We start from the raw sequence: 22,628 nt of genomic DNA, 5'->3' as shown, positions 1-22,628 counted from the left end.
AACGATGCCGATTGCACGCCTCGCCAACCTGCTGCTCCTCCTCCCTCTCCTGGCGCCCCATTGGACGGCGGCACAGCCGACGATGGACCGGGCACTCGCCATCCAGTGCCTCCAGCACACGGACTACGGGCTGCGCTATCTCCGGCTGCAGCAGTCCGAGGACGGATCCTGGGGGGGCTCGGTTGCCCTCACCGCGCTCGCCATACACGCCTTCCTGCGCTCCTACCAGGGGTATGGCGAGGCCGACGGCGCCTTCATCACCCGCCCGGTGCGCTACCTGCTCGGCCACGCCCGGCCCGACGGGGCCATCACCGCGGCCGGGGATGCCGATGCGGTGCGCGAGACGGCCCTCGCCCTGCGCGCACTCAAGGCGACGGGCAATCCGCAGCACGCCCCGGTGGTCGATCGAGCCATGGCCTATCTGGTCGCGGCCCAGGCGGACGAGGCGGACGGCATCGCCCCGGACGACCCGGCTTACGGCGGCATCGGCGCCGGTCCGGGCAGTGCGGACCTCGTCACCCACTTCCACGCGGCGGAGGCCCTGCACGAGGCAGGCCTCGACCCGGCCCATCCCCTGTGGGAGCGGGCCGCCCGCTTTAGCGGCCGCCAGCTGGACGCGGGCCCCGGGGAGCATCGCGAAGCGTCCGCCGACTACGCGATCCTGGGGACTCTGCTCTACGCGGGTGCCGACCGGACCGACCCGCGGATGCGCGCCGCCTGGGACCGGATCGCCGCCGGCCACGACCCGGCTGCGCTGGCCGTCGTGGAGGCTGTGGAGCCATTCCTCACCCAGGGCCTGTTCGCGGCGGCGATGGCCGCTTACGGCGAGAACCTGATCACCGCGCCGGACGGGACCACCCACCCCTGGCGGGAGGACGTCGCGACCGCCCTGCTCCAGCACTACCGGCCCGACGGCTCCTGGGGCGACGAGGGTGCCGACCGTCTGCTGCCCACCGCGCGAGCGGTGGGCGTTCTGAACCGGGTGGCGCACTCCCTGCGCTGAGGGCGCCGATCCCGCGGCTCCGTCCGAAGCCCCGTCAACTCACGCCGGAGACTGTCATGCCCGTCAAGCCCCTGCTCCCGCTCATGGCCCTGTGTCTCGGTCTCGGTCTCGCCGCAAATGCCGTTGCGGAGCCGATCCGGGTGATCTCCGATCGCACCCCGGCCCACCTCACGGGCCTGTTCGAGCACTATGAGAAGACCCGCGGCGTCGACATCGAGGCCGTCTTCGTCGACAAGGGCCTGCTCGCCCGGCTCCAGTCGCGCCCGACCGAGGCCGATCTGGTGGTCACCAAGACCGCCGACCTGCTCGAGGAGGCGAAGGCTGCGGGCCTGCTGCGGCCGTTCGCCTCAGAGACGATCGGCTCGGGGATCCGCCCCGAGCTCCGTGACCCGGACGACACCTGGGTGACCCTCTCCTATCGTCCGCGGGCGATCTTCGTCTCCAAGTCGCGGGTGAAGCCGGGCGAGATCAGCACCTACCAGGACCTTGCCGACCCCAAGTGGCAGGGGCGGGTGTGCATCCGCTCCGGCTATCACGATTACAACCTGAGCCTGTTCTCCCAGATGGCCGCCGACAAGGGCCTGGAGGAGACCCGCGCCTTCATCGCCGGGCTGCACCGCAACCTGGCGCATGCCCCCAACGGCAACGATCGGGCCCAGGCCCGCGGGCTTCACGAGGGGGTGTGCGACCTGGCGGTCGTCAACTCCTACTACATGCCCATCATGATGAGCACCGAGGAGCAGCGCCCCTGGGGCGAGTCGGCGACCGTGATCTTCCCCGACCAGGGCCAGGGCGGTGCCTACATCATGCGCGGGGGGGCGGCGCTCACCACCGCGGACGACCGCGTGGCGGAGGCCACCCGGCTGCTCGAGTTCCTGGTGAGCGACGAGGCCCAAGAGTTCATCGTCAACACCACCTTCGAGTACCCGGTGCGCGACTCGGTGGCGCTGCCCGAGGCGGTCCGCGCCCTGGGCGAGGGGCAGCCCGGCGTCAGCGAAGGCCGCTTCGAGGCGCGCTTCGTGCCGCTGGCCGATGTGGTGAAACAGCGGGACGCGGTGGTCGGCATCCTCGACGAGATCAACTTCGACGGTAGGTAGAGGGTGTCGCCGCTGCCGCGCTGGGTGGCGGGCGCCCTGCTGGGGCTGCTGCTGGCCCCGGCGCTGTTCGTCCTCCACCAGGCGGTGGCCCCCGGCGAGACGGCGGCCCTGGCCCGACTCGCCCGCACCGTGCTGCCCGACTCCCTGGGCAGGACCCTGTTCATCGCCGTCACCGCCGCCGGCCTGGCCGGCGCCCTCGGGGCCGGGGCGGCCTTCCTGATCACCTTCTTCGACTTCCCGGCGCGGCGGCCGCTGGACACGGCCCTAGTGCTTCCCCTGGTGCTGCCCCCCTATTTGGTGGCGATCGTCTACCGGGAGATGTCGCACCGGCATGACTGGTCGCCCCCTGTGGACTCGCCCCTGGCCGTCGCGGTCCTGCTTGCCCTGACGCTCTACCCCTACGTCTACCTCCTCACCCGGGCCTCCTTCCGCCGTCAGGCAGCCGCCTACATCGAGGTTGGCAAGGCCCTCGGACTCGACCGCCTGCGTATCGCCACCCGGGCGCTGCTGCCCCTGGCGACGCCGGGGATGCTGCTCGGCGCCCTCCTGGTGGGGGTGGAGGCGGTGAGCGACTTCGGCACCGCCAGCGTGCTGGGGGTGCACACCCTGACCACGGCAGTGCACCGGGCCTGGTTTTCCATGTACGACGGCACTCTGGCCGCCCAGCTGGCCCTGATCGCCGCGGTCGTGCCCTTGCTGGCGGTCGCCGCGTACGCCCTGGCGACCCGGGGGCGCGGCTTCGAGACCCCCACCAACCGGCCGCGCCCGCCCCGGCGCAGTCCCCTGACGGGACCCTGGCGCTGGGCGGCTGCGGTCTTCTGCGCCCTGCCGGTGGCCCTGGGCTTCGCCTGGCCGCTGCTGGTGCTGGTGCGGTGGGCGGCGGATGCCTTCGGGCGCTTCCGGCTGGAGTCGCTCTCCGGGGAGCTGCTGCATACCCTGGCCCTGGCCGGCGGGACGACGGCGGCGACGCTGCTGCTGGGGCTCTTCCTGGCCTTCACCGTACGGCCCGCCCGCGGCCCGGCCTGGTCCCTGGGGGCACTGGGCATCGTCAGCCTCAACTACGCCCTGCCGGCGATCGTTCTCGCCATCTCGCTCCTGGTCCTCACCGGCTGGAGCTACGAGACCCGCCTGGGGGGCTGGGCTGCGGACAGCCTACTGCTGGTCCTGCTGGGCACCACCCTGCGCTTCCTCGCCTTCGCCTACTTCAGCGCCGAGAATGGCCTGCTGGGGGTCTCGCGCCGAGTGGACGAGGCCCTGCGCTGCGTGGGCCGCCACCGGCTCCATGGCACCCTGCGGGTGCTGCTGCCGCTCATCCGCGGCCCGCTCCTGGTCGGCGGTCTCCTGGTCTTCGTCATCACCGCCAAGGAGCTGACCCTGTCCATCGTCCTGCAGCCCTTCGGCTACGGCTCCCTGGCCCTGTCCGTGTTCCACTTCGCAGACATCGACCTCTATCCGCCGGCCGCCCTCTATGCCCTGTGCCTCGCCCTGGTCGTCCTCTACCCGGTGCTCTCCCTCAACCGCTGGCTGGGCGGGAGGTAGGCGGCCGTGCTGAGGGCGATCGGACTGACCAGGGCCGTGCGGGGTGGCCACATCCTGCGGGACGTCTCCTTCGAGGCCCAGACCGGCTCCACCACCACACTGCTGGGCCCCAGCGGGAGCGGCAAGACCAGCCTGCTGCGCCTGGTGATGGGGCTCGACCGACCCGACGCGGGGGAGCTGCACCTGGGGGAGCGCTGCCTGTCACGGGGCCGGCTGCACGTCCCGCCGGAGCAGCGGGAGATCTCCCTCGTGTTCCAGGAGTTCACCCTCTTCCCCAACCTGGACGTCGAGGAGAACCTGGCGTTCGGCCTGCGCCGCCCCGCTGCGGCGGGGGCCCTGGTGGAGGAGCTCCTGGAACTCCTTGAGATCCCCCACCTGAGGCACCGGCGCATCGACCGGCTCTCCGGCGGCGAGCAGCAGCGGGTGGCCCTGGCCCGGGCGCTCGCGGTACGCCCGCGGGTGCTCCTCATGGACGAGCCCTTCAGCAACATCGACGCGATGCTGCGCGGGCGCCTGTTCCGCCGCCTGCACCGGCGCCTGCGGGCGGAGGGCATCACCACCCTGATCGCCACCCACGACCACAAGGAGGCCTTCTACTTCAGCGACGCCATCCTGGTCCTCAAGGACGGGCGCCTGATCGACCACAACCCCCCCCCGCCTGATCTACGAGCGCCCCGCCGACGCCTGGGTGGCCGAGTTCTTCGGCGACACCAACCTGCTGACCGGCGCCGAGCTGGCCCCCCTGGCGCCTCGCCGCGACCTGGACCCCGCAGCGCGTTACCTGGTCCGCCCGGAGGCCCTCGTCCTCGCCACCGCCGAGGCGGCCCCGGTCAAGGCCAGCGTTACCGCCGTCGAGTACTATGGGGCCTACCAGGATGTGCACCTGGCCTTGGACGGGGGCCTGCGCCTGCACGCGCGCAACGCGGGCCTGCACCGGCTGCGGGAGGGGGAGCGGGTGGGCGTCGCCCTGCACCCGGACGCCTCTCCCCACCCGCTGCCCTGAGCTCCTGCCTCTCTAGCCTGGCGGACACCATGAAGATCCTTCGCCTTCGCCGCGGGTACACCACCAACTCCTCGGCCTACACCGAGTGGCTGCCACCGCCGCCCCAGGCGCCGGCCGCGGGCCAGACCCAGGCCGCGCCCGGCGCCCCCGCCACCGCAGCCCTCCCCACCCCGGGGACGCCGGCCACTCCCGCGGTGGCCGCCCCCGCCCCGCACGGGGTGTCCGCTCCGCCGCCGAGCCCCGCCGCGGGCAACAGCCTGGTCATCGGCGGCCTGGTCGCGGCCCTGGTGGCGGTGTTCGTGGGGGAGCGGGTGCTGCGCCGGCGCAAGCGCAGGCCGCCCTCCGACGCCGATGAGTAGCCTCGCCGAGCTGCCCCTCCTGCTCCGGGCCGAGTCCTTCGGCGGGGTCCTGTTCGACCCGGCCGACGCCACCTTCCTGGAGGTCGACCGGGAGGCCTTCGAGCTGCTGCGCGGCTACGCCGTCGACCCGGGCCTGCCCCTGGGCCCGGAGGAGGCACGCCTCCTCGGGGAGGTGCGGGAGAGCGTGACGCGGCTGGACGGGCGGCCCATCCGGGTGGTCGACCTCGCCAGGGACGGGCCCGGCCCGGTCCCGACCCTGTCCGCCCCGTCCCTGGTCGACTTTCAGATCACCGACCGCTGCCACCTGGGCTGTCCCCACTGCTACGCGGACTCGACCCCCCGCGGCGCCCACGCCACCCTGAGGGACGTGGAGCTCGCCCTGGAGCAGATCGCGGAGGTGGGCGCCTTCCAGGTCGCCCTGGGCGGCGGCGAGCCCCTGCTCCACCCGGAGCTCCCGCGCATCCTCGCCCGCTGCCACGCCCTCGGGCTCGTGCCCAACCTCACCACCAGCGGGTTCGGGCTCGATGACCGCACCCTGGGGTTGGTGGGCCGCTACTGCGGAGCCGTGGGCCTGAGCCTCGAGGGGGTCGGGGAGCCGTTCGACCGCTACCGCGCCACCGGCTTCGCCTACTTCCGGCGGACCCTCGCACGGCTCCGGGCTCAGGGCGTGCCGACGGTGCTCCAGGTCACCCTGAACGCGGAGACCTTCGCCCGTCTGGGGTCGATCGTCGAGTTCTGCCGCCGGGAGGAGGGGCTATACGGGGTCATCTTCCTCGCCTTCAAGCCGGTGGGCCGGGGGGCCTCCTTCGGCGAGCCGCTGGCGGCCCTGCCCGCCCGGGCGGTCCACGAGCGGCTCCAGGCCGCCTTCTTCAGCCTGGCCGATGTCACCCGGGTGGGCTTCGACTGCTGCCTCACCCCGGCGGTGACCGGCACCGGAAGCGACTTCGACGCGCACGCGGCGCGCTACCTGGAGGGTTGCTCCGCCCTGCGCTCAAGCGTCGGCCTGTTGCCTAACCTGGACGTGCTCCCCTGCACCTTTACCCCCACTCACTGCGTGGGCAACCTCCGCCGCCAGCATCTCCGGGAGATTTGGTCGGCGCTGGCCGCGCGCGGTTTCCGGGAGGACATGGCCGCCCGGGCGAGGGGCCGTCACGCTTGCGGGTCTTGCGCCAAGTACGATTACTGCCTTGGAGGCTGCCCGGTGATGGACCTGGTGGACTGCTCACGGGGCTATTTGCGAGCGGGGCGGGAGGGGGGGCGGGTGGGGCACTGACCCGGCCTCGGCCGAGCGACACACGGGGCTCCCGGTCCGGCCTCGTCGGACTCGCCGGGGGCCACGGGATTGCGCAGAGACCGTGCGCCGGGCTGCCCCTGCGTCCGGAGTTCGGTCAGCGATGATGCGGGATTCGGTCACCCACAGGCAGGGAAGTTGCGTGGAACCGGTCTTGGCCTCGCGGTGAGAGCGCCGGGGCGCCGTGGATCTCAGGTGCAGAGGTTGGTTTAGGCACTTCCACCAAACCGTACCCCAATCCGAAATCAGACACGAAAGTGGCGCATGATCAATTCGCGCACCGCAGTCATGGGCAAGCTGTCGGTGGCGAGGCGGGCGTCCGAGCCGATGACGACAGGACCCTCGTCACGCCGTGTCGGCAGCCGCCCATGGCTGCCTTTGACCAGCGCAGGGTCCAGCGGGATCACGTCCATTAGCATGCGCAAGCCGAGACGTTTTTGCGCGAGCCGCCAGGCGACCTTGAGCTGCGGCAGCATCAGGAACGGGTCGACGAAGAGCTCTACCGGGTCGTAACCGGGCTTGCGGTGGATGTCCACGGTGCGTGCAAAGTCGGGCGCGCGGCTGTCCTCCAGCCAGTAGTAGTAGCTGAACCAACACTCGGGCTCCGCGATGGCGACCAACTCGCCGGCGCGGGGATGGTCGATGCCGAGGCTGGATTTATCTTGCGGGCCAAGTACGCGTTCGATGCCGGCGGTTGCGGCGAGTAACTTGCGGACCGATTCGATTTCGGTCGGGTCTGCGACATAGACATGCGCGACCTGATGATCGGCCACCGCGAAGGCGCGGCTTGCACCGGCATCCAGCAGCTCCCAGCCGAGGGTCTCGCGGACCGCCAGCAAGCCCGCCTCGCGCAAGATCCGATTGATGTGCAAACAACCGCTGACAGCCTCGATGCCGTACTCGGAGACGACCAGCACCTCGCCGCCGGCGGCGCGGACGCCTTCGATGAGTCGGCCGGCAACCGCGTCGATCGCGGCGATATCCCTGTCGATGGCCGGGTCATCGGGGCCGATGCGCTGCAGGTTGTAATCGAGGTGCGGCAGATAGACCAGCGTGAGGTCCGCCGGCTGGCGCCGAAACTGCCAGAGGGCTGCATCCGCAATCCAGCGAGACGACGCAATATCCGCCTTAGGTCCCCAAAAGTGGAAGAACGGAAATGGGCCGAGTGCTGCCTCCATCTCGGCGTGTAACTCGGCCGGGCGTGAATACAGACCGGGGATCTTGCGTCCGTCCGCCGAATAGATGGGCCGAGGCGTGACCGACCAGTCAGCGCTGGAGTACATGTTGTACCACCAGAAAAGCTTTGCGCAGCTAAAGCCCGGTCGCGTGCGGCGTAGGGTCTCCCAGACCTTCTCGCCCTGCACCAGACGGTTGGATTGTCGCCAGAACCAGACCTCGGCGAGGTCACGGAAATACCAACCGTTGCCGACGATGCCGTGGCCGGCGGCGTCAAGTCCGGTCAGCATGGACGCCTGCGCTGTTGTCGTGACGGCCGGAAAGACGCCGTCCATTGGCGCCATGAAACCATCGCGGGCAAGTGCCGTAAGGTGCGGCGTGCGCGCGCCGATCATCGTCGGTGTGAGGCCGACGATGTCGATGACGACGAGGGGGCGATCACTGTGGGTGGTCATCGGGGTGCGCGCTCGTGGGCTTGGTTGCGCTCCGCGTCAAGCAGTCGATGTGTGGTCATGCGTGTCTCCAGCCAGTCGAGCTCAGCGGCGAGCCCTGCCACCAGCGATGCCTCATCGTGCGGGCGCTGCGCCTCGGGCAGTACCTGCCACGTGTAAGTCTCCACTTCGAGCTGCGGCCGTGGTTGCCTTTGCGTGTCGCGCCTGCTGGCAGCAGACGGGGTAGAGGGTTGCGCCAGATGTAGCAGCATCGCGTCAATGGCGTCGGTCGTGGCGCCAAGCCCTGCGGTGCCCGGTGTCGTTTCTTGGATGGGCACATGAAAGTGAACGCGCCACCGGCCACTGCGCGGGAAGCCGGGGTCTGCGAGTGCGGTCTCGAGATCGGGGCTTGCGCTGACGCCTCCGTCGGGCGCCCGACAACGCACCTGATGCAGGTAGCGCGGTTCCGCGAAGGGTGCCAGCGCCGCAGCAGCATGTGCCGGATCTTCGACGTCAAGCGCGCTCGACACCTGCATCTTGCCGATCACGACCCCAGCCGCGTCGAGGTCAGCCAGCGATCGACCGATGTCTTCGAACTGGACGGCCTGGTGGCAAACGTCGAAGCAGAGGCCCAGGTGAGCGCTCAAGTCGTCGAGGGCAACGCCGGCGCCGCGTGCCGCGGTGGGCAGGCGCTCCGTGAACAGCGCCACAGCCTGCGCGGTCGTTTGCAATGCGCAGTCCGGCTCCGGCTCCAAGCAGACACGAATCTGTCGGCCCGTCTCGTCCGCGAGCTTGCCCAATTCCGCAGCGAGCAGGCAGAGCTGCGCAAGCGCTGCGGCATCGCGCTCGGCATTCCACCCTTGCGCGTAGCCCAAGGGCAGTGTGGAGATGGTCCCGATGGGCGCGTCCGACGGGAGGCAGCGAGCGAGTATCTTGGCCAACGCGAGCGTGTACTGGCGGCGCTGCGACAGGTCCCAGCCCGGCCGGTAGACGCCTGCCTTGACCCGCGCCGCATGGAAGTTGCCGAACGGGAAGCCGTTCAGCGTGACCAGATCGACCCCGGCCTGTGCTAGGGCATCGCCGAGCGGCGCCGGGTCCGAAGCCAGTTCCGTCGCGGCCGCCGCGGAGAGCCAGAGCCCTGCGGCCATGCGATCGAGACCGCGACGCTCGCGCACGGCGCGGACAGGTTCCAGCAGGTTGCGCCGAACCGCCTGCCAGTCCTCCCCGGCATGTACGTTGCTGCAATAGCCCAGGTCGTGCGCGCGGTAGAGCACGGGGCCGCGGGTCAGGATTCCACCAGGGGCGTTTGGCCGCGCAGCACGGAGTTGTCCTTGAACAACGCCGTTTGGTCAATGCGCGGGCGGGTCATCTCGTCCAGCGAGATCTGCCCGCTCTGGGCGTAGTAGTTGATGGGGTTGCGGAACAGAACCAGGTCGACGTCATCCTGGCTGAAGCCGGCGGCGAGCATGGCCTGACCAGTTTTAGGTACCTTTAGTGGATCGGATCGACCCCAATCCGCGGCGCTGTTGACGATCATCTTTTCCGTACCGTACTGCCTCAGCAGGGCCACCATGCGCTCCTCGGACATCTTGGTGTTCGGATACACTGAGTGGCCACGCCAGCAGCCGGTTTTCACTACCAGCGGCAATGTCAGTTCATTCAGGTGATCGATGACCACCAGTTCCTCGTCGATGCCTACCTCGCGTACCAACGCCAGGGTGCGCTCGGTGCCGGTTAGCTTATCCCGATGCGGCGTGTGCACCAGTGCCGGCAGCCGGTGCGCCTTTGCCAGTTCCAATTGTTCGGCGAAGAAGCGTTCTTCCTCCGGCGTGATGTCGTCGTAACCGATTTCGCCGACGGCGACGACACCATCCTTCTCCAGATAGCGTGGCATCAGTGCGACGACCTGTTCAGCGAGTGCTACGTCGTTGGCCTCCTTGGGATTCAGTCCAATGGCGCAGAAGTGTCGGAGGCCGAACTGGCTGGCGCGGAAGCGCTCCCAACCCACGAGCGAGTCGAAATAATCGATGTAGGTGCCGACCTGGGTGCGCGGCTGGCCCTGCCAGAACGCGGGCTCGACGACGCCGAGGATGCCCGCCGCGGCCATGCGCTCATAATCGTCCGTGGTCCGCGAGAGCATGTGGATGTGGGAGTCGAAATAACGCATTTTGAGGATGCCTCGTTGGTGTTCGTGGAAAAGGTTTGGAGGCGGTTTATTGCCGTTGCGCGTAGCCATCGAGGGCTTGGCGCACCGCGGTGATATCGCGGCGCCCCGACAAGGCTTGGGCAGCATAGGTCGCATGGCCGGGCGCGTTCGCATCTAGTTGGCGACACGCGAGCGCCAGTCCGCGGTCCCCGGCGTGCGGCACCAGCGCCAGCCAGATGTCTGCCGGTAGCGTGCGGCCGGCCGCGATTCGCTCGTCGTGATAATCCTCGCACATACGCGACAAGCTTGGGTTTGCTCGCGATTGGAGTCCGGTCACGCGGCTGATGGGTAGGCCGCTGAACAGGCATTTGAGGATGACCTGATTAAAGTCCCGCTCATCGTAGCAGCAAGCGGGATAGGGGTTCTCCAGCGCCAAGGCCGCGTACAACAGCATGCTGTTGCTGCGGCCAGCGGCGCGCGCGGTTGCGAGCGCCCGTGCGGGCTCCGGCAGCAGACACAGGGCCTTTATCAACGCGGCACGTTCGCGCTCGTCACCGGCGCGAAACAGGGCGTCCACCAGCGCCGGCGGCTCCGCCCCGGTGTCGAGCGCGGTCAGGAGCAGGCACGCGCGGGCGGCGTCGTCGCGGCCCCATCCGGCGGTCGCGATCGCCCCGCACGGGGTGGCCAGGCGTGGACCGAGGTCGCACAAAGGGGCGTTGCCGACGCGGCGGCGGGCGCCGGCGAACGGTCGCGCCAGGGCGTCCGCAACCTGATCGGCGGATGTTGCGGCAACGGCTATGCGTGCGTCTTCGAGCCAGTCGAGGCCTGCATTGCCGCCAGCCGAGAGGGCGGCGAACAAGTGGTGGCTCAGCGCCTTGCGGGTTGGGGAGGTGCTCGGCTGCATAAGGTTTCGTCGGTGTGTGGATTCGCCTGCACAGAGCTTGGACCCTGCTGCCGGCTCGCGGCGTTGTCCTGGAATCTGGCCGTCAGGTGATCTGTACCCGCCGGGCGAGGATCCATCCGGGCAACAGCAGCAGCAGCAAGCCAAGCGCAGCGAGGCGTTGGCCGTCGCCGGCGAGCAGCAAGGCGTCCAGCGGGATCATACACAGCAGCATGAGGCCAACGCTCGCGCGCACGCGCGCCGCAGGAGGGTCGTCCATGAGGCGCAGCAGGCGGCGAATGAGCAACGCGCCCGCGACCACCGTCAATGCTAGGGCATAAGGGTCCGTCAGCAGTCCCACGAGGTAAAGGCCGACGATCGCCGCCAGCGTGACCCCCAGTGCGATGGCTGCGTGACGCACGGCAAGGCGGTTGCCGCTGACCGTCTCGGCTCGGCTCAGGAGCGTTACGGAAAGGGTGTACAGAAACACCGGCAGCGCGAGCAGGAGCTCCGGCACCAAGAGCAAGCCGACGCTGAGGCCAAGCAGCCAATTGAGCCAGCGGCATAGGCCCATGGCTGCCGGCCCGAGCAGGCCGTTCTTAAACCAGGCGTCGTAGCCGACAATGGCGAGCGCAAGCAGCATTGAGATCAAGAAGGGGTGCGGACCAGCGACCCCGCCGAGGGTGACGCCGGCGACCAGCAATCCAAACCCGACCGTCCAGGCCGCACGCGGCGCGATGCGCCCGGACGGCAGCGGTCGCTCCGGCCGCTCGATACGGTCGTTGTTGAGGTCGAAGCAGTCGTTCAGCACCATGCCGGCCCAATACAGGGACGTGGTAATGGCAAGCTGCAATGCCAGCAGGCGCCAATGCGGACTGCCGGTGGTGGCAATCAGATGTGCGGCGAGAATGTTCGACCAGGCCGAGAATACGGCCGGCAACCGAACCAACTCGACCCAATCGCCAAGGCGCAGCTGGGTTGCAAACTTACTGACGGTCATTTACCTGTCCCTGCCGTGTGCATTTTGCATAACGATCGAGCCAAGCCAGCGATCGAGCTCCCGCAGCATCGGGTGTTGCGGTATAGGTGTAGAGCTCGACCGTGTTCCAGCCATCGTAGCCGTTCTTGCGCAGCGCATCGAGCCATTGCTGGAGCGGTAGCTCACCGTCGCCGGGAATCAGATGGAAGTGCTTGCGCCCGGCGATATCCTCCAGGTGGAGGTTCCAAATCCGCTCGCGCAGGAGCGCGATGGTCGCGTCTGGCGTCTCGCCCGCGAGCCAGGCATGGCCGATGTCCAGGTTGGCACCTAGCAATGGCGAGTCGACACGCTCTATAACCTCGGCGAGTTCCGTTGCTCGCTCTACCAATAGTCCCGGCTCGTATTCGATGCCGACGCGTACGCCGAGCCGGTGGGCTGCATCGCAGAGTCGTTTGAGGCTGTCCACGAACAGGTCGAGCCCCTGTGCCGGCGTGCCGCCGGCACCGGGTAGGCCCGATGTCACGCTGATATTGGCGCAGCCGACGCGAGGCGCCAGTTCCAGCGCTGCTATGCTGTAGTTTAGCCGCCAGCGGCGCCGCTGCGCATCGGCGCTTGATAGAGACGGTTCGAAGACGGTCTCCGGCGGCATTGGATCGAAGTAGCCGCATGCGGTATTGGCGTTTAGGTTGCTTACGCCGAGGCCGAGTGCAACCATCCGCTCCGCGAGTCGCTGTGCGTCCGCTGGCCGGGTTTCGCTCGGGAACCAGTGCGGACGGTCGCATAGGATCTCGACACCGTCGTAGCCGAGTGCCGCGATACGCTCCACGGCCGTGTCGATGTGATATCGCGTATAGGCGTTGGTGCTGTAGGCGTTGCGCATGGGTTCAATCCGGCTTCCGCTTCCGTCCCGTGATCATGGCGCCGACCAGGTTCTCTCGGTGCAGCCAGGATGAACCGGCGACGCCGAGCATATGCAGGGCGATGAGCGCCAGGCCAAGGTCCGTCGTGATTTCGTGCGTGTGCTTGATCAGGTCGCCATAAAGGAACATGCGGGTACCGCCGAGCGGCCCGGCGCGATTCTCCGCTGCATCCAGCGCGACACCGCTCAGTGCGATGATGGACAGGTCTGTGAGCAACGCCAAGACCATCCACCCGCCCAGCGGGTTATGCCCAGTGCTGCGCGGCGGCGTTCCGCGCAGCATTGCGCGCGCATAACCTGACACGCGACGGGGACCGGCGACGAAGTCGGCGAATCGTGCATGCCGAGTACCCACGAAGCCCCAGAGCAAGCGCAGGGCGATCAGCGCGAGCACGGCGTAGCCGCTCCACACGTGCAGCCCGTAGTGTTCCTCTGCGCTCATGTAAGCGAGTGCGAATGCAAGCACCAGTCCCCAATGGAATAGGCGAAGAAAGGCGTCCCAAACGCGGATGCTGTCCTCGATCAAGCGTCTCGCCTCGTGAGCCTCCAAGGCCTTATCCACCATCGTAGCGCCTGGTGCAGCGCCCGCAACAAATCTTCGCGCCCCAGTCGCTCCATAACGACGAGGCCCAGAAACAGCAGCAAGGCAGCGGCTGCCAAGACACGACCGGCGCCTTGCGGCCGCGCGGGCCAGTCGGCTGGGGGCCAATCGGCTTCAGGGGTCCAACGCGGCAGCGTCAGCAACGCATCCAGGGATGCTCGTGTCACCGGCGAGGGCAGCCATTCGACCCTCGGTTCGTACCAAACTGAGCGCCGCTGCTCACGACCATCCATGAACAGCGCCATATCATAGCGGCCCGCTTGCGGTGCGGACAGCTCGGCTTCGAATCGCCCGGGTGCGATCGCTGCGACGCGTCCCCGCGCGTCGGCTCCCAGGGGCGATGGGCCGGGCCGGTCTATTCTCCAGTCCAGCTCGCGTGTGGTGGACCAAGCGCCTTCGCTGTCTGTCATGTCTACGGTGAAGCGGATGCCGCGGGGCGTGTGCTCGGTTTCCATGAAGAGCGGCGACCCGGGGTCGTCGCCACTCAACCAGGCCAGCATCGCGCCGAGCAGCGTCGGCAACGCGTCCCACCTCCGCCAGTCCGGCGCGAACTCACCGAGCCCCGCGGGCAAGGCCACGACCCGCCCGAGCCCGGTCCGTTGCCAGGCGAGCAGCGGGTCTTCGTCGCCTGTGATCACGACAGCGCTTGCATGCTCGCGCAGGCGTGTCGGCTGGAAGGCGGCTACGGCAGGCCAGCGTTCGATCCGCTGCGGCGTCGAGAATGGCAGTTCGTCGGCGCCGAACGCAAGGAATGGCCCAAGGTGCGGCGCCGTGCGTCGCGCCTGCAACCGCTCGGCCACGAAGGCGGGGAGCGCCGAGGCGCGCGGCACCTGATGGAACCGACCGCCGCTGGCTTCTGCCAGTAGTCGCAATGGGACGGCGCGGTCCGGGTCACCGATGCCGATGGCGATGACCTCAATACCTGATGCAGCGAGCCGCGCCCCCAGCGCCGCGGGGTCCATGTCGTCGTCGTTGTCGGCGAACTGACCGTCACTGAGGACTACCAACAGACGCATGGGTTTGTCCGTCTGCACCGACCCGCCGGGGAGCTCGCCTGCGGCACCCGGCGGATGGTCGATTGCAGAATCACGCCCGGCCAGCTGCGTCAGCGCCATGGCCAGCAGTGGGCCGAGGCGCGTGCCGCCGCCGGGGATTACGGACGTTGCGGTGGTGATTGCGAGTCGCTGATCCTGACGCCGCCTTGGTGCCAGCACGAGCTCCGCCTCGGCACCGAATAGCACTAGTCCTACCTTGTCTTTGGCGCCCAGCACGGCGGCGGCGTCCGCCGCGGCAATACGCGCGAGTGCGTGCCGCGTGAGCCCGGTGCTGATCGGCTGACCCATGCTGCCGGAGTTGTCGATCGCGAACAGTGCTGTCGCCGCGGGCAGGCGGTTCGGTGGCTCCGACAGCAGCGGCAGTATCTGCTCGATCGTCGAATGTCGATAGCCGCCAGCGGCGAAGCTGTGGCTCCCGCCGAGCACCAGGAGCCCGCTGCCGCGGCCGATGACGGCGTCGGCGAGTTGCTGCCAATGCCGTGGGCCGAGCGCCGCTACCGGGACATCATTCAGGATGATGACCGAGGGCTCGGCCAACTCGGTGGCCCGTAAATCGCCGGGACCGCGCGTCTTCACCGCCCAGCTGCCGGCGGCGAGGGCCGAGGCGAGATCCTTGGTATCCTCGCCGATCAGCAGCACCGATGCCCCGCCATCGACCCGCGTCAATGTCGACGCCTGAGCCGCTGGTGACGCCGTCGGCGGGGCGCCCTGGCTGCGCTCGGGCAGGTCGCTGAGCCGTGCGCTGACATGGTGCACGCCGGCGGCGAGTGCGGGGAGCTTCATCTGCAGCACGAGGGGCTCGGTCGTCGGCACCGACACCTGGCGCCGGCGCTGTACCTGCCCATCGACCGCCAGCGATAGGAGGCGAGTGGACACTTTGGCGGCGCCGAGGGTCAGGGTCACCGGGATCGCCGTGTCCGCCGCGACTTGAGCCGGCGCATCGATGGACGAGATCCAGGCATCCGGCAGGACGTCCGGGAGATGCCACCAAGACACCGGCGTGCCGGTTACTGCGAGTCGGTCCAAGGCCGAGGAGAGGCCGGGCGTCGTACCGAGGCCATCCGAGGTCAACAATACGCTCCCGCCAGCGGGGATCGCGTTGATCGCCGCGGCGATATCTGAGCCCGCATGCGAGATCGGCCGAGCGCGGGGTAGTAGCGGCGGTAACTGATCCCGTATTGGCTGCCGGTGAAGCTCAATCACCGGCTCGACGCCGAAGCGGATCAGCGTCAAGGTGCTTCCCGCGGGCAGGCGGCGCAGCAGTGGCAGCAAGGTATGCCAAGCGCGATCGGCACCGGCGGGGCCGAGGCTCGATGAGTCGTCCATCACAAGGATCAGCTCGACGCCTGATTCGCTCCAGGGGATTGGCGGATCGAGCATCGCGAGCACGAGCAGCAAGGCTACGGCCAGCATGCCGCCGCGGCGCATCGCCGGGAGGCGCCCCATGAGACGCCCTTGCATCAGCCGGGTGCCGCCGAGCTGAAGGCGGGTTTGCTGAACCGGCCCAGCTCCGGCAGCAGCAGGAGCAGCGCGGCGATCAGTGCCGCCAACCTCGGCCCGTCATGCGGTTGCTGCTGCATCCGTGCGCCCGCGTCCGCGTCGGGCGACGGTAGTGGCCCGGGTGCGATCCGCATCTGCTCAATGGGGATTGCGGCGGTGATCGGCCCGGCGCTGCCGACGTGCGCGACGAGGTTTGATCGGGGAAAGGCGCGCGGCACTTGATCTAGCAGCCAATCCAGCAGCAGCGCAGGCAGGCCGGCAGTGACGCCCGTTAGCGCGAGGCCGCAGTCGATGCGCTGCGCCTCCGGCAAGGCTCGGACCAGCGGCGCGGCGGCTGAGCCGGCGAGTGGCCCGGTCTCGGCTCGCCCCGCAGCCAGCGGTGTCGCGCGTGGTGGCGCAGACATCGCGTAGCGGCGACGCAGCTCAGGCGGCAACGACCCGAGCGGGACTGCGCGTGTCGATGACGCAGCAGCTTCGGCCTGGAACCAGATCACGACCGCTGCGCCGTCGGCGGAGGGCGGTGCAGCAGCGCAGTGCAGCAACAGTGCCGCGTCCGCCTCCGCGCTCGCAAGCGCGAGCCGAGAATTCGCCGCTGCGGCTGCGACCAGGGCTGCCGGGCAATCCGGCCCGACACGGGTCGGCAGCGGTGTGAGCGGCGCTGCATCGAGCCGTAACGCGTCGTCGCTGGTCAGGGCGTCCGCCGGGCTTATCCGGGCGCTCAACGTTGCGGCTGCTGACGCGCCTCCCGGCACATCGAAGACCATGGCCTCGGCCTGTTCGGGTGGGATCTTCACCCGCCAATCCCCGATCGGCACGTCGCCGGCGCGCACCACGACCCGGCGTTGCGCCAGCGCTCTACCGGCGTTGTAGACCTGTACGCTGCCCTGCATGCGCCCGTCCGCCGCACGGCGCAGAGACAGGGCCGCGATGCCGCTGTTCTCCGTGCCCGTGCCCACGCCGATGACCTGCTCATAGCCGAGCGCCGCTGCGCCGAGGGCGGCGGCTCGTGTGCCGTCCGCGAGCAACCACCGGCGCGCCTCGCCGGTGCTGATCGGGGCTGCAACGATCGATGCAGCGTTGTCCATCGCGCCGATGCGCCGGGCGAGCTCGCTCACGCCGAGCCCTGTGATCGGCATCGGCCGGGTCTCGCCGTCCAGTGGTGTCAGCACGGCGGGCGGGTGCCCCGAGTTGGCCAGGGCTGCCGCCAACGCGGCTGCTGCATGTTCGGCGCGGCTCTGCCCGTCGGCCTCCATGGTCCGCCAGGACATGCCCGGTATGAGCTCGACTTGCACCGGTACGCTCGACCGTGGCGTGTGCCAGCCGATACCTGCCAGCGCGACAAGCAACAAGCTCACGAGCAGCGCGCGACGGCGCCAGCGCGGCTCCGGACGATCCTGACGCATCCTACCGTCCGGTTGGGAGTCCGTTTGCGGCCAGATGAACAACGCAGACACCGTCGCCTGCGTCGGGTGCCCTCGTCGGTGCAGCGCCCGCAACAGTGGCAAGACTGCGATGCCAAGCAGCCACCACGGGTTTGCGAAGGCGATCATGGCGTCTCGGCGTGCGCGTCGGTGTGTGCGTTGCCGAGCGGCTGCGGCTGCCGATTGCCGCATCGTTCGAGCAGGTGCGACAGCAGCGCGTGCTCCCAAGGCTGTCCGACGTCGGCCACCGTGAGCGGGATGCCGAGCCGGCGGCAGCGCTCGCTGAGCGAATCGAATAGCCGCATGCTGTTTTGCCTTGCGGTTTGCACGACGTCAGAGGAGCACAGCAACCTCCGGCGCTCGCCGGTCTCCGCGTCCACCAGGAGCCGGTCGCCAGCCAGTGCCGGCAGCGGCGCAGCGATCCTGATCAGCTCGACGCCCGCAGCCGCCGCCGAGAGCACCGCCAGCGCGTCGCTCATGCCGTCGGCGCGCAGGCAATCGCTGATCAGCAGCATCCGACGTCCACGCGTGAGAGATAGGCAGGACTCGGGTCTGGAGCCGGCCGGAATGCCGTCGGTCCCCGCGCGCAGCGGGGTGTCCTTGTCGGTGCTGGCCCGGACTGGCCGATGGTTGCTCGGCGGCTTTGGCGAAGACGCTCGCAGCAGGGCGTAGACGGCGCCGAGGGTCTGTGGGCAACGACCCGGACCCGCGGTTCCGTCCAATCGATCGCTGAACAACGCCAGCAGTAACCGATGCCCGTGCGCCGTTAGCACAAACGCCGCTGCGGCGGCGAGTTGCACCGCCAGCGGCCAGGTGCCGTCGACACCCATGGAAGCGCTGCGGTCGAGTGCGATGAGCCAATCGCTCGCGTGCTGGTCCCGATAGCGTCGCACGACCGGTTCCTGCCGGCGCGCGCTTGCGCGCCAATCGATGCGGCGCGGATCATCGCCGGCGACGAAGGCGCGATGGTCCAGGAAGTCCTGTCCGCTGGCAGCCTGCTGCCCCAGCAGGGAACCGCCCAGGTGCAGTGGCCGCCCAGCGAGGCGGTCCGCCGCCAGCGCCGAGAGCCGCTGCAAGCGGCCAAGATCTAGCGCATCCAGAGGGTCCGGCGCCTGCGGCGACGGCCGTCGTATCGGTACTAAGCGGCGCGCCATCGTGCTCGCCAAGCGTCGAGCAGGCTTGCCAAGACGCGTTCTCGGTCGGTGCCGGCCAGGACGGCGTCCATGTTCAGGACCACGCGGTGGGACAGGCAGGGCAGGGCGACGGTCTCCAGGTCGTCGAAGCATACCTGCACCCGGCCATTGAGCAGCGCGTGAACCCGCGCACAGCGCAGCAGCGCCTGCAGCCCGCGTGGGCTGGCGCCGTACCTGATGCTATCGACGGCGACGTCGCCGTTGGCTCCACGCGCCGCCGCTCCGGGCCGCTCAGCGCGCCCGTGGGTGGCGAGGATCAGGTCCACGCTGGCGAGCTTGAGGGTGTCGGCGATGACGGGCGCACGGGCGAGCTCCAGCAGGCGGGGCAGCCGACCGGGTGCGAGCACGGCCGGCACCTGATCCGATGGTTCGGCATCCAACGCGACATTCACCATGGCCAACAGCGTATCCGCATCCGGCATCTGAAGTCGCAAATGCATCGCAAAGCGGTCCAACTGCGCCTCCGGAAGCGGATAGGTGCCCTCGATCTCGATCGGGTTCTGGGTAGCGACGATCCAGAAGGGCCGCGGCAGCGGATGTCGCTGGCCGTTATAGGTGACCTGACTCTCCTGCATCGCCTCAAGCAGCGCGGATTGCGTCTTGGGGGTCGCCCGGTTGATCTCATCGACCAGCACCAGGTTCGCGAACATCGGGCCGGGAAGGAATTGCAGCGACTCGACGCCGTGCTCCCGGCTCCAGACCTCGCTGCCGGTCAGATCCGCAGGCATTAAATCAGGCGTGCACTGGATGCGATTGGCGGCGACGTCCAGCGCGCGCGCAAGCCCCTTGACCAGATGCGTCTTACCCAGGCCTGGCAGACCTTCGAGCAGCACATGTCCGCCTGCAAGAAGGGCGCAAAGCAGCTTGTCGATGACCTCGCGTTGACCGATCAGAACCCCGCACAAGGTATCGCGCAGCGTGGTGAGATCGGCCGTCGCTTGTGCAAAATCTTCCTCGGTCAGCGTGTCTGTGTTGTCGCTCATCGACTGGTACTTCTGGTCGGCGTGGTGGCTGCGTCATGCAGCCGCGCATGATAGGTCCGCAGCAAGGCCCGCAGCCGAGGGCTTAGGCGCGTGTCCGGGGGGCTATCCGTTTGCGGTCTTGGTATCGGCGGCAGTTCGGCAGGCGCCTGCTGCGGCTCCCCGGTCCGGCCGATCGGTGGGGGCGGCGGCTGCATGTCGCCCTCACCTGACGCTGCAACCACCGGGGATGCGAGGTGGCGTGGCAAGCCGATACGTCTGTCTGCATCCGGCTCGGTGAGGTTCCCGACGCGATCCAGATCTTCGCTGCCGCGCCGCTCCGTGACCCGTCGTGGCGCTTGTTCCCACCCGGCGCCGTCGCTTCCGATCGTGCCGAGTGCGGTGCGCGTTCCAGCGGCGGCGCGGACGTTGCGGCCATCGTGCGCGGCGTCGTCTCGCTGGCCGACCTGCGGCGGTAGGCCCGCGAGCCCCTCGATGTCGGACGCGGGCGGATCGCGGGACGCTCCAGGTGCGGAGAGATCGTCCAGTCTGTTCGGCGGGGACATCGCGCTGTTGCTCGGTGGCGTTGTCTTGTCCGCGCCATGCGGCTCGACCCTCGTCAATGCCGCCGCGCGAGACATTGCCTCGCGCAGCTCATCAAGCGCGGCCGCGCTCGGCAGCGTCCCCGTGTGGCTTGCGTCCGCAGTCCTGCGTCCTTTGTCTGGCGCTGTTGCGGGGTTGGTCAGCAGTAGCAGCATGCTTGCGGCGACCACCGCCAGCAGCAGGCCCGGCAGGCCCTGCGCACGCGGGTGCATCTGTATACGTCTGGCCCGTACCTGCCAATCCGGCAGCGCGCGACGCGCCCGAGCCAGCACGATGGCGTCGCGGGCGCCTGGTGCTGCGGTGCGCCGCTCGGCCTCCCACGCGCTGAGCAGCAGGGCATCGGCGTGCAGCAGATCATCGGCAAGCCGGGCGCTTGTCGGCAGCGTCGTGTCCGGCAGCGCTGCGCCGCGCAGCCAGTGGTGCGCCGACAGCATGCCGCCGAGCGTCGCGGCGGCGAGAACCATCCACATCTCCGGTGGGGCAAGCGGCAGGTCACCACCCCACGACTGCCAGCCGAGCCGCAGCAGCGTCCCGATCCCGAGCACGAGGGCAGTGGCGGGCAGCGCGCGCTGCAATATTCGCCCAGCCTGAGCCCGCAGGCGTCTGCGGTGCAGCCGTCGCAAGAGCTGCTCAAGCTCGCCGCAATTGGCCTTCATCCGCCCGCCCACGCCAGGAGCGGTGCGGCGACCAGCAGCAGCGCGAAGAGTGCGATCGCCTGCAGGACGGAAAGCGGGTTCAGGCCCGAACCATCGAGGCCGCGGTCCACGAACAGCGCCAACAAGCGAGACGCCAGATAGAGCACTGCCACGAGCAGCAGACCGGTGATCTGTGCAAGCGCGGTAAAGCCGGCCCCCGCGTCGTCGGCGAGCACGATGGGCACGGCGAGCGGGGCCGGGATGAGGAACAGCAGCAGGTGCGGCGACAGCGCGGCTGCGGCAGAGCTAAACGCCTGCAGCGTTAGAATCACGCCCAGTAGCTGGAGCAAGACGAGCACTAGGGCCGCTTGCCTTAACTGCGACGGCTCCGGGGCCGCCGCGAGCAGCGACAGGATCCAGCCACCGATGGGCACGCCGAACAGCAATCCGGCGAGCAGGGCAAGCCGAAACGGGTTCATTCAAGTGCGCCTGCGAGCGAGACGACCAGGCTGCCGCACTGGGCGAGCCTTGGATCACCGCCCGGCAGATCCGGCAGCGGCAGCACCAGCGCCGGGAGCAACGCGAGCGGCGGCGCTTGCGGTTCGGGCGTCGGCGGCGGGGTGTCGGTTGCCGGCGAGGCCCTTTTCAACCTCGCCTCGAAGTGCCAGCCGGTGCCCGGCTCCAGCGCCGGTGTTGGCGTACCGGCGATACGCCCGGGGCGTTCAGCGTCTTCCACGAACAGCCAGGCAGGCGGCGTCGCACGATCGCCCTGGTTGGCGATGTGGATGTCGTCGGCATTGCGCTCCAGGCGCAGACGCCAGGGCGCCGTTGCGTTGCCGGACAGATCGAGATCGCGCCGCTGAGCCAGGCCATGCGGCAAGGGCAGGCGGAGCTGCCCATCGGCTGTTTGCAGGAAGAGCGTGATGTCCCCGCCGTCCGCCGGCACCGGCAGTTGGGTGCGCGCCGGCAAGCGCAGCGCGGCCATTGTTCTGCCGCCGCCGGTCGCGCTAACACGGCCCCGCCAGCGATACTCGACATCGGCTGCGGTCATTAGGCCGGTGAATTCCATGTGCGCACCTGCGAGCGTCGGTGGCAGCAACCATAGGAACAGCAGCGCAGCGATGGGCGGCACCAGCAGCAGCCAAGGGCCGAGCCGCGGAATCGTTCTCGCAACCGGTCGCTGACCAGGCAGTGCCAGTAAGCCGAGCAACAGGAGCGGGTAACCGACAAGCAGCAGCCCGCTTAACCCGGGTTTCGTTGGGCACTGCGTGTTCGCCACTATTGGTACCTGCGGCGGTGTGCCCGGTGGTAGCGCGCCCGCTGGCGCGGCCCCGTGGCGGTGCGCTGCGCTCACGAACGCGCCGCCACAGCCGGCCGCGGCCCGAAGCGCTTGTAGCACCGCGGCGTCGGCGCCGTGAACCTCCAACCGGCCGCAGCTCGCAAGGTACTCGGCGAGCGCCTGAGCTTGCGCAGCGGGCAAAGATGCAAGCACTGCCGCCCCGATGCGCAGGCTTGCGACCGGTCCATACCCGGCCGCTGTCTGTGGCAGTGTATCGACATCTGCGTCCACTGCGATCGGGCCGGACAACGGCGCGAGCCGGACCTGTTCGCTGCTGGTTTGCCCGCTCGCGTCGCGAAACAGCAGCGAAACCGCGCCGTCGGCATCCGGACGCAGAGGCACGACATGCGCACCGCGGTTGGTTGCATCGATCGGTACGATGAGCCGATAGCCGCCGGATCGAACCTCCAGGGTGCCGGGGACTCGCGACGGATTCAGCGCGGGCAGATGCAGCTCCGTCGTCATGCCGGCTAGGAACACTTCGCCCCAGGGGGTCGTC

Annotated in this window: 20 protein-coding genes and 1 pseudogene; 7 read left to right on the top strand and 14 right to left on the bottom strand. The window is 69.1% G+C overall.

The genetic code is table 11. The features are described 5' to 3' along the window. The first annotated feature begins 4 nt into the window (after positions 1-4). The 7 genes and pseudogenes from ML01_RS18535 (at position 5) to ML01_RS18505 (ending at position 6,274) form a co-directional block, all read left to right on the top strand. Positions 5-1,003 carry a prenyltransferase/squalene oxidase repeat-containing protein gene (locus ML01_RS18535; protein ID WP_058556886.1) on the top strand — a complete coding sequence of 333 codons (999 nt, stop codon included), beginning with the start codon at positions 5-7 and terminating at the stop codon, positions 1,001-1,003. 56 nt (positions 1,004-1,059) lie between these two features. After that, positions 1,060-2,100, top strand: a complete 1,041-nt coding sequence (locus ML01_RS18530; protein WP_058556885.1) for an extracellular solute-binding protein — start codon at positions 1,060-1,062, stop codon at positions 2,098-2,100. Between the two features lie 3 nt (positions 2,101-2,103). Next, complete coding sequence (locus ML01_RS18525) at positions 2,104-3,639, top strand: iron ABC transporter permease (protein WP_058556884.1); 1,536 nt, start codon at positions 2,104-2,106, stop codon at positions 3,637-3,639. A 6-nt stretch (positions 3,640-3,645) separates the two neighbouring features. After that, a pseudogene (locus ML01_RS31435) lies at positions 3,646-4,062 on the top strand (ATP-binding cassette domain-containing protein); the annotation flags it as partial. Between the two features lie 265 nt (positions 4,063-4,327). Then, positions 4,328-4,642, top strand: coding sequence for a TOBE domain-containing protein (locus ML01_RS29685; RefSeq protein ID WP_058556882.1), 315 nt, complete (start codon positions 4,328-4,330; stop codon positions 4,640-4,642). Between the two features lie 194 nt (positions 4,643-4,836). Beyond that, the gene (locus ML01_RS29680; protein WP_162268051.1) at positions 4,837-5,001 is read left to right on the top strand and encodes a hypothetical protein; all 165 of its coding nucleotides are present in this window, start codon (positions 4,837-4,839) and stop codon (positions 4,999-5,001) included. Beyond that, positions 4,994-6,274: a radical SAM/SPASM domain-containing protein gene (locus ML01_RS18505; protein WP_058556880.1), complete on the top strand. Its 1,281-nt coding sequence runs from the start codon at positions 4,994-4,996 to the stop codon at positions 6,272-6,274. Before ML01_RS29680 ends, ML01_RS18505 begins: the two co-directional genes overlap by 8 nt. A 263-nt stretch (positions 6,275-6,537) precedes the next feature. Here ML01_RS18505 and ML01_RS18500 read toward each other — a convergent pair whose 3' ends face one another. The 14 genes from ML01_RS18500 to ML01_RS28975 form a co-directional block, all read right to left on the bottom strand. After that, positions 6,538-7,923: an alkaline phosphatase family protein gene (locus tag ML01_RS18500; protein ID WP_058556879.1), complete on the bottom strand. Its 1,386-nt coding sequence runs from the start codon at positions 7,921-7,923 to the stop codon at positions 6,538-6,540. Then, positions 7,920-9,173: a metabolite traffic protein EboE gene (gene eboE, locus ML01_RS18495; RefSeq protein WP_058556878.1), complete on the bottom strand. Its 1,254-nt coding sequence runs from the start codon at positions 9,171-9,173 to the stop codon at positions 7,920-7,922. The genes ML01_RS18500 and eboE overlap by 4 nt, the downstream gene beginning before the upstream one ends. An 11-nt stretch (positions 9,174-9,184) precedes the next feature. Then, positions 9,185-10,066, bottom strand: coding sequence for a TatD family hydrolase (locus tag ML01_RS18490; protein WP_058556877.1), 882 nt, complete (start codon positions 10,064-10,066; stop codon positions 9,185-9,187). Positions 10,067-10,112: 46 nt separating this feature from the next. Beyond that, entirely contained in the window at positions 10,113-10,949 is an 837-nt protein-coding gene (locus tag ML01_RS18485; RefSeq protein WP_058556876.1) for an EboA domain-containing protein, read from the bottom strand. 82 nt (positions 10,950-11,031) lie between these two features. Further along, a complete protein-coding gene (locus ML01_RS18480; protein ID WP_058556875.1) occupies positions 11,032-11,925 on the bottom strand; it encodes a UbiA family prenyltransferase in 894 nt (297 codons plus the stop codon). Continuing rightward, on the bottom strand, positions 11,912-12,784 hold the full coding sequence (locus ML01_RS18475; RefSeq protein ID WP_058556874.1) for a sugar phosphate isomerase/epimerase: 873 nt from the start codon (positions 12,782-12,784) through the stop codon (positions 11,912-11,914). Before ML01_RS18475 ends, ML01_RS18480 begins: the two co-directional genes overlap by 14 nt. A 4-nt stretch (positions 12,785-12,788) precedes the next feature. Next, positions 12,789-13,349, bottom strand: coding sequence for a cytochrome b/b6 domain-containing protein (locus tag ML01_RS18470; protein ID WP_254045309.1), 561 nt, complete (start codon positions 13,347-13,349; stop codon positions 12,789-12,791). Beyond that, on the bottom strand, positions 13,346-15,712 hold the full coding sequence (locus tag ML01_RS18465; RefSeq protein ID WP_162268055.1) for a VWA domain-containing protein: 2,367 nt from the start codon (positions 15,710-15,712) through the stop codon (positions 13,346-13,348). Before ML01_RS18465 ends, ML01_RS18470 begins: the two co-directional genes overlap by 4 nt. Positions 15,713-15,939: 227 nt before the next feature. Next, positions 15,940-17,271, bottom strand: a complete 1,332-nt coding sequence (locus ML01_RS18460) for a hypothetical protein (protein WP_156427830.1) — start codon at positions 17,269-17,271, stop codon at positions 15,940-15,942. A gap of 254 nt (positions 17,272-17,525) precedes the next feature. Next, on the bottom strand, positions 17,526-18,476 hold the full coding sequence (locus ML01_RS18455; protein ID WP_058556871.1) for a DUF58 domain-containing protein: 951 nt from the start codon (positions 18,474-18,476) through the stop codon (positions 17,526-17,528). Between the two features lie 62 nt (positions 18,477-18,538). After that, positions 18,539-19,576: a MoxR family ATPase gene (locus tag ML01_RS18450; RefSeq protein WP_058556870.1), complete on the bottom strand. Its 1,038-nt coding sequence runs from the start codon at positions 19,574-19,576 to the stop codon at positions 18,539-18,541. After that, positions 19,573-20,823, bottom strand: a complete 1,251-nt coding sequence (locus ML01_RS18445; RefSeq protein WP_216819225.1) for a hypothetical protein — start codon at positions 20,821-20,823, stop codon at positions 19,573-19,575. Before ML01_RS18445 ends, ML01_RS18450 begins: the two co-directional genes overlap by 4 nt. Continuing rightward, positions 20,808-21,269: a hypothetical protein gene (locus ML01_RS18440; protein ID WP_058556868.1), complete on the bottom strand. Its 462-nt coding sequence runs from the start codon at positions 21,267-21,269 to the stop codon at positions 20,808-20,810. The genes ML01_RS18445 and ML01_RS18440 overlap by 16 nt, the downstream gene beginning before the upstream one ends. Next, a complete protein-coding gene (locus tag ML01_RS28975) occupies positions 21,266-21,922 on the bottom strand; it encodes a hypothetical protein (RefSeq protein ID WP_162268054.1) in 657 nt (218 codons plus the stop codon). The genes ML01_RS18440 and ML01_RS28975 overlap by 4 nt, the downstream gene beginning before the upstream one ends. Positions 21,923-22,628 lie beyond the last annotated feature (706 nt).

This window comes from Thiohalocapsa sp. ML1 (genome assembly GCF_001469165.1).
Lineage (GTDB): Bacteria > Pseudomonadota > Gammaproteobacteria > Chromatiales > Chromatiaceae > Thiohalocapsa.
This window is presented reverse-complemented; position numbering and strand designations above follow the sequence as displayed.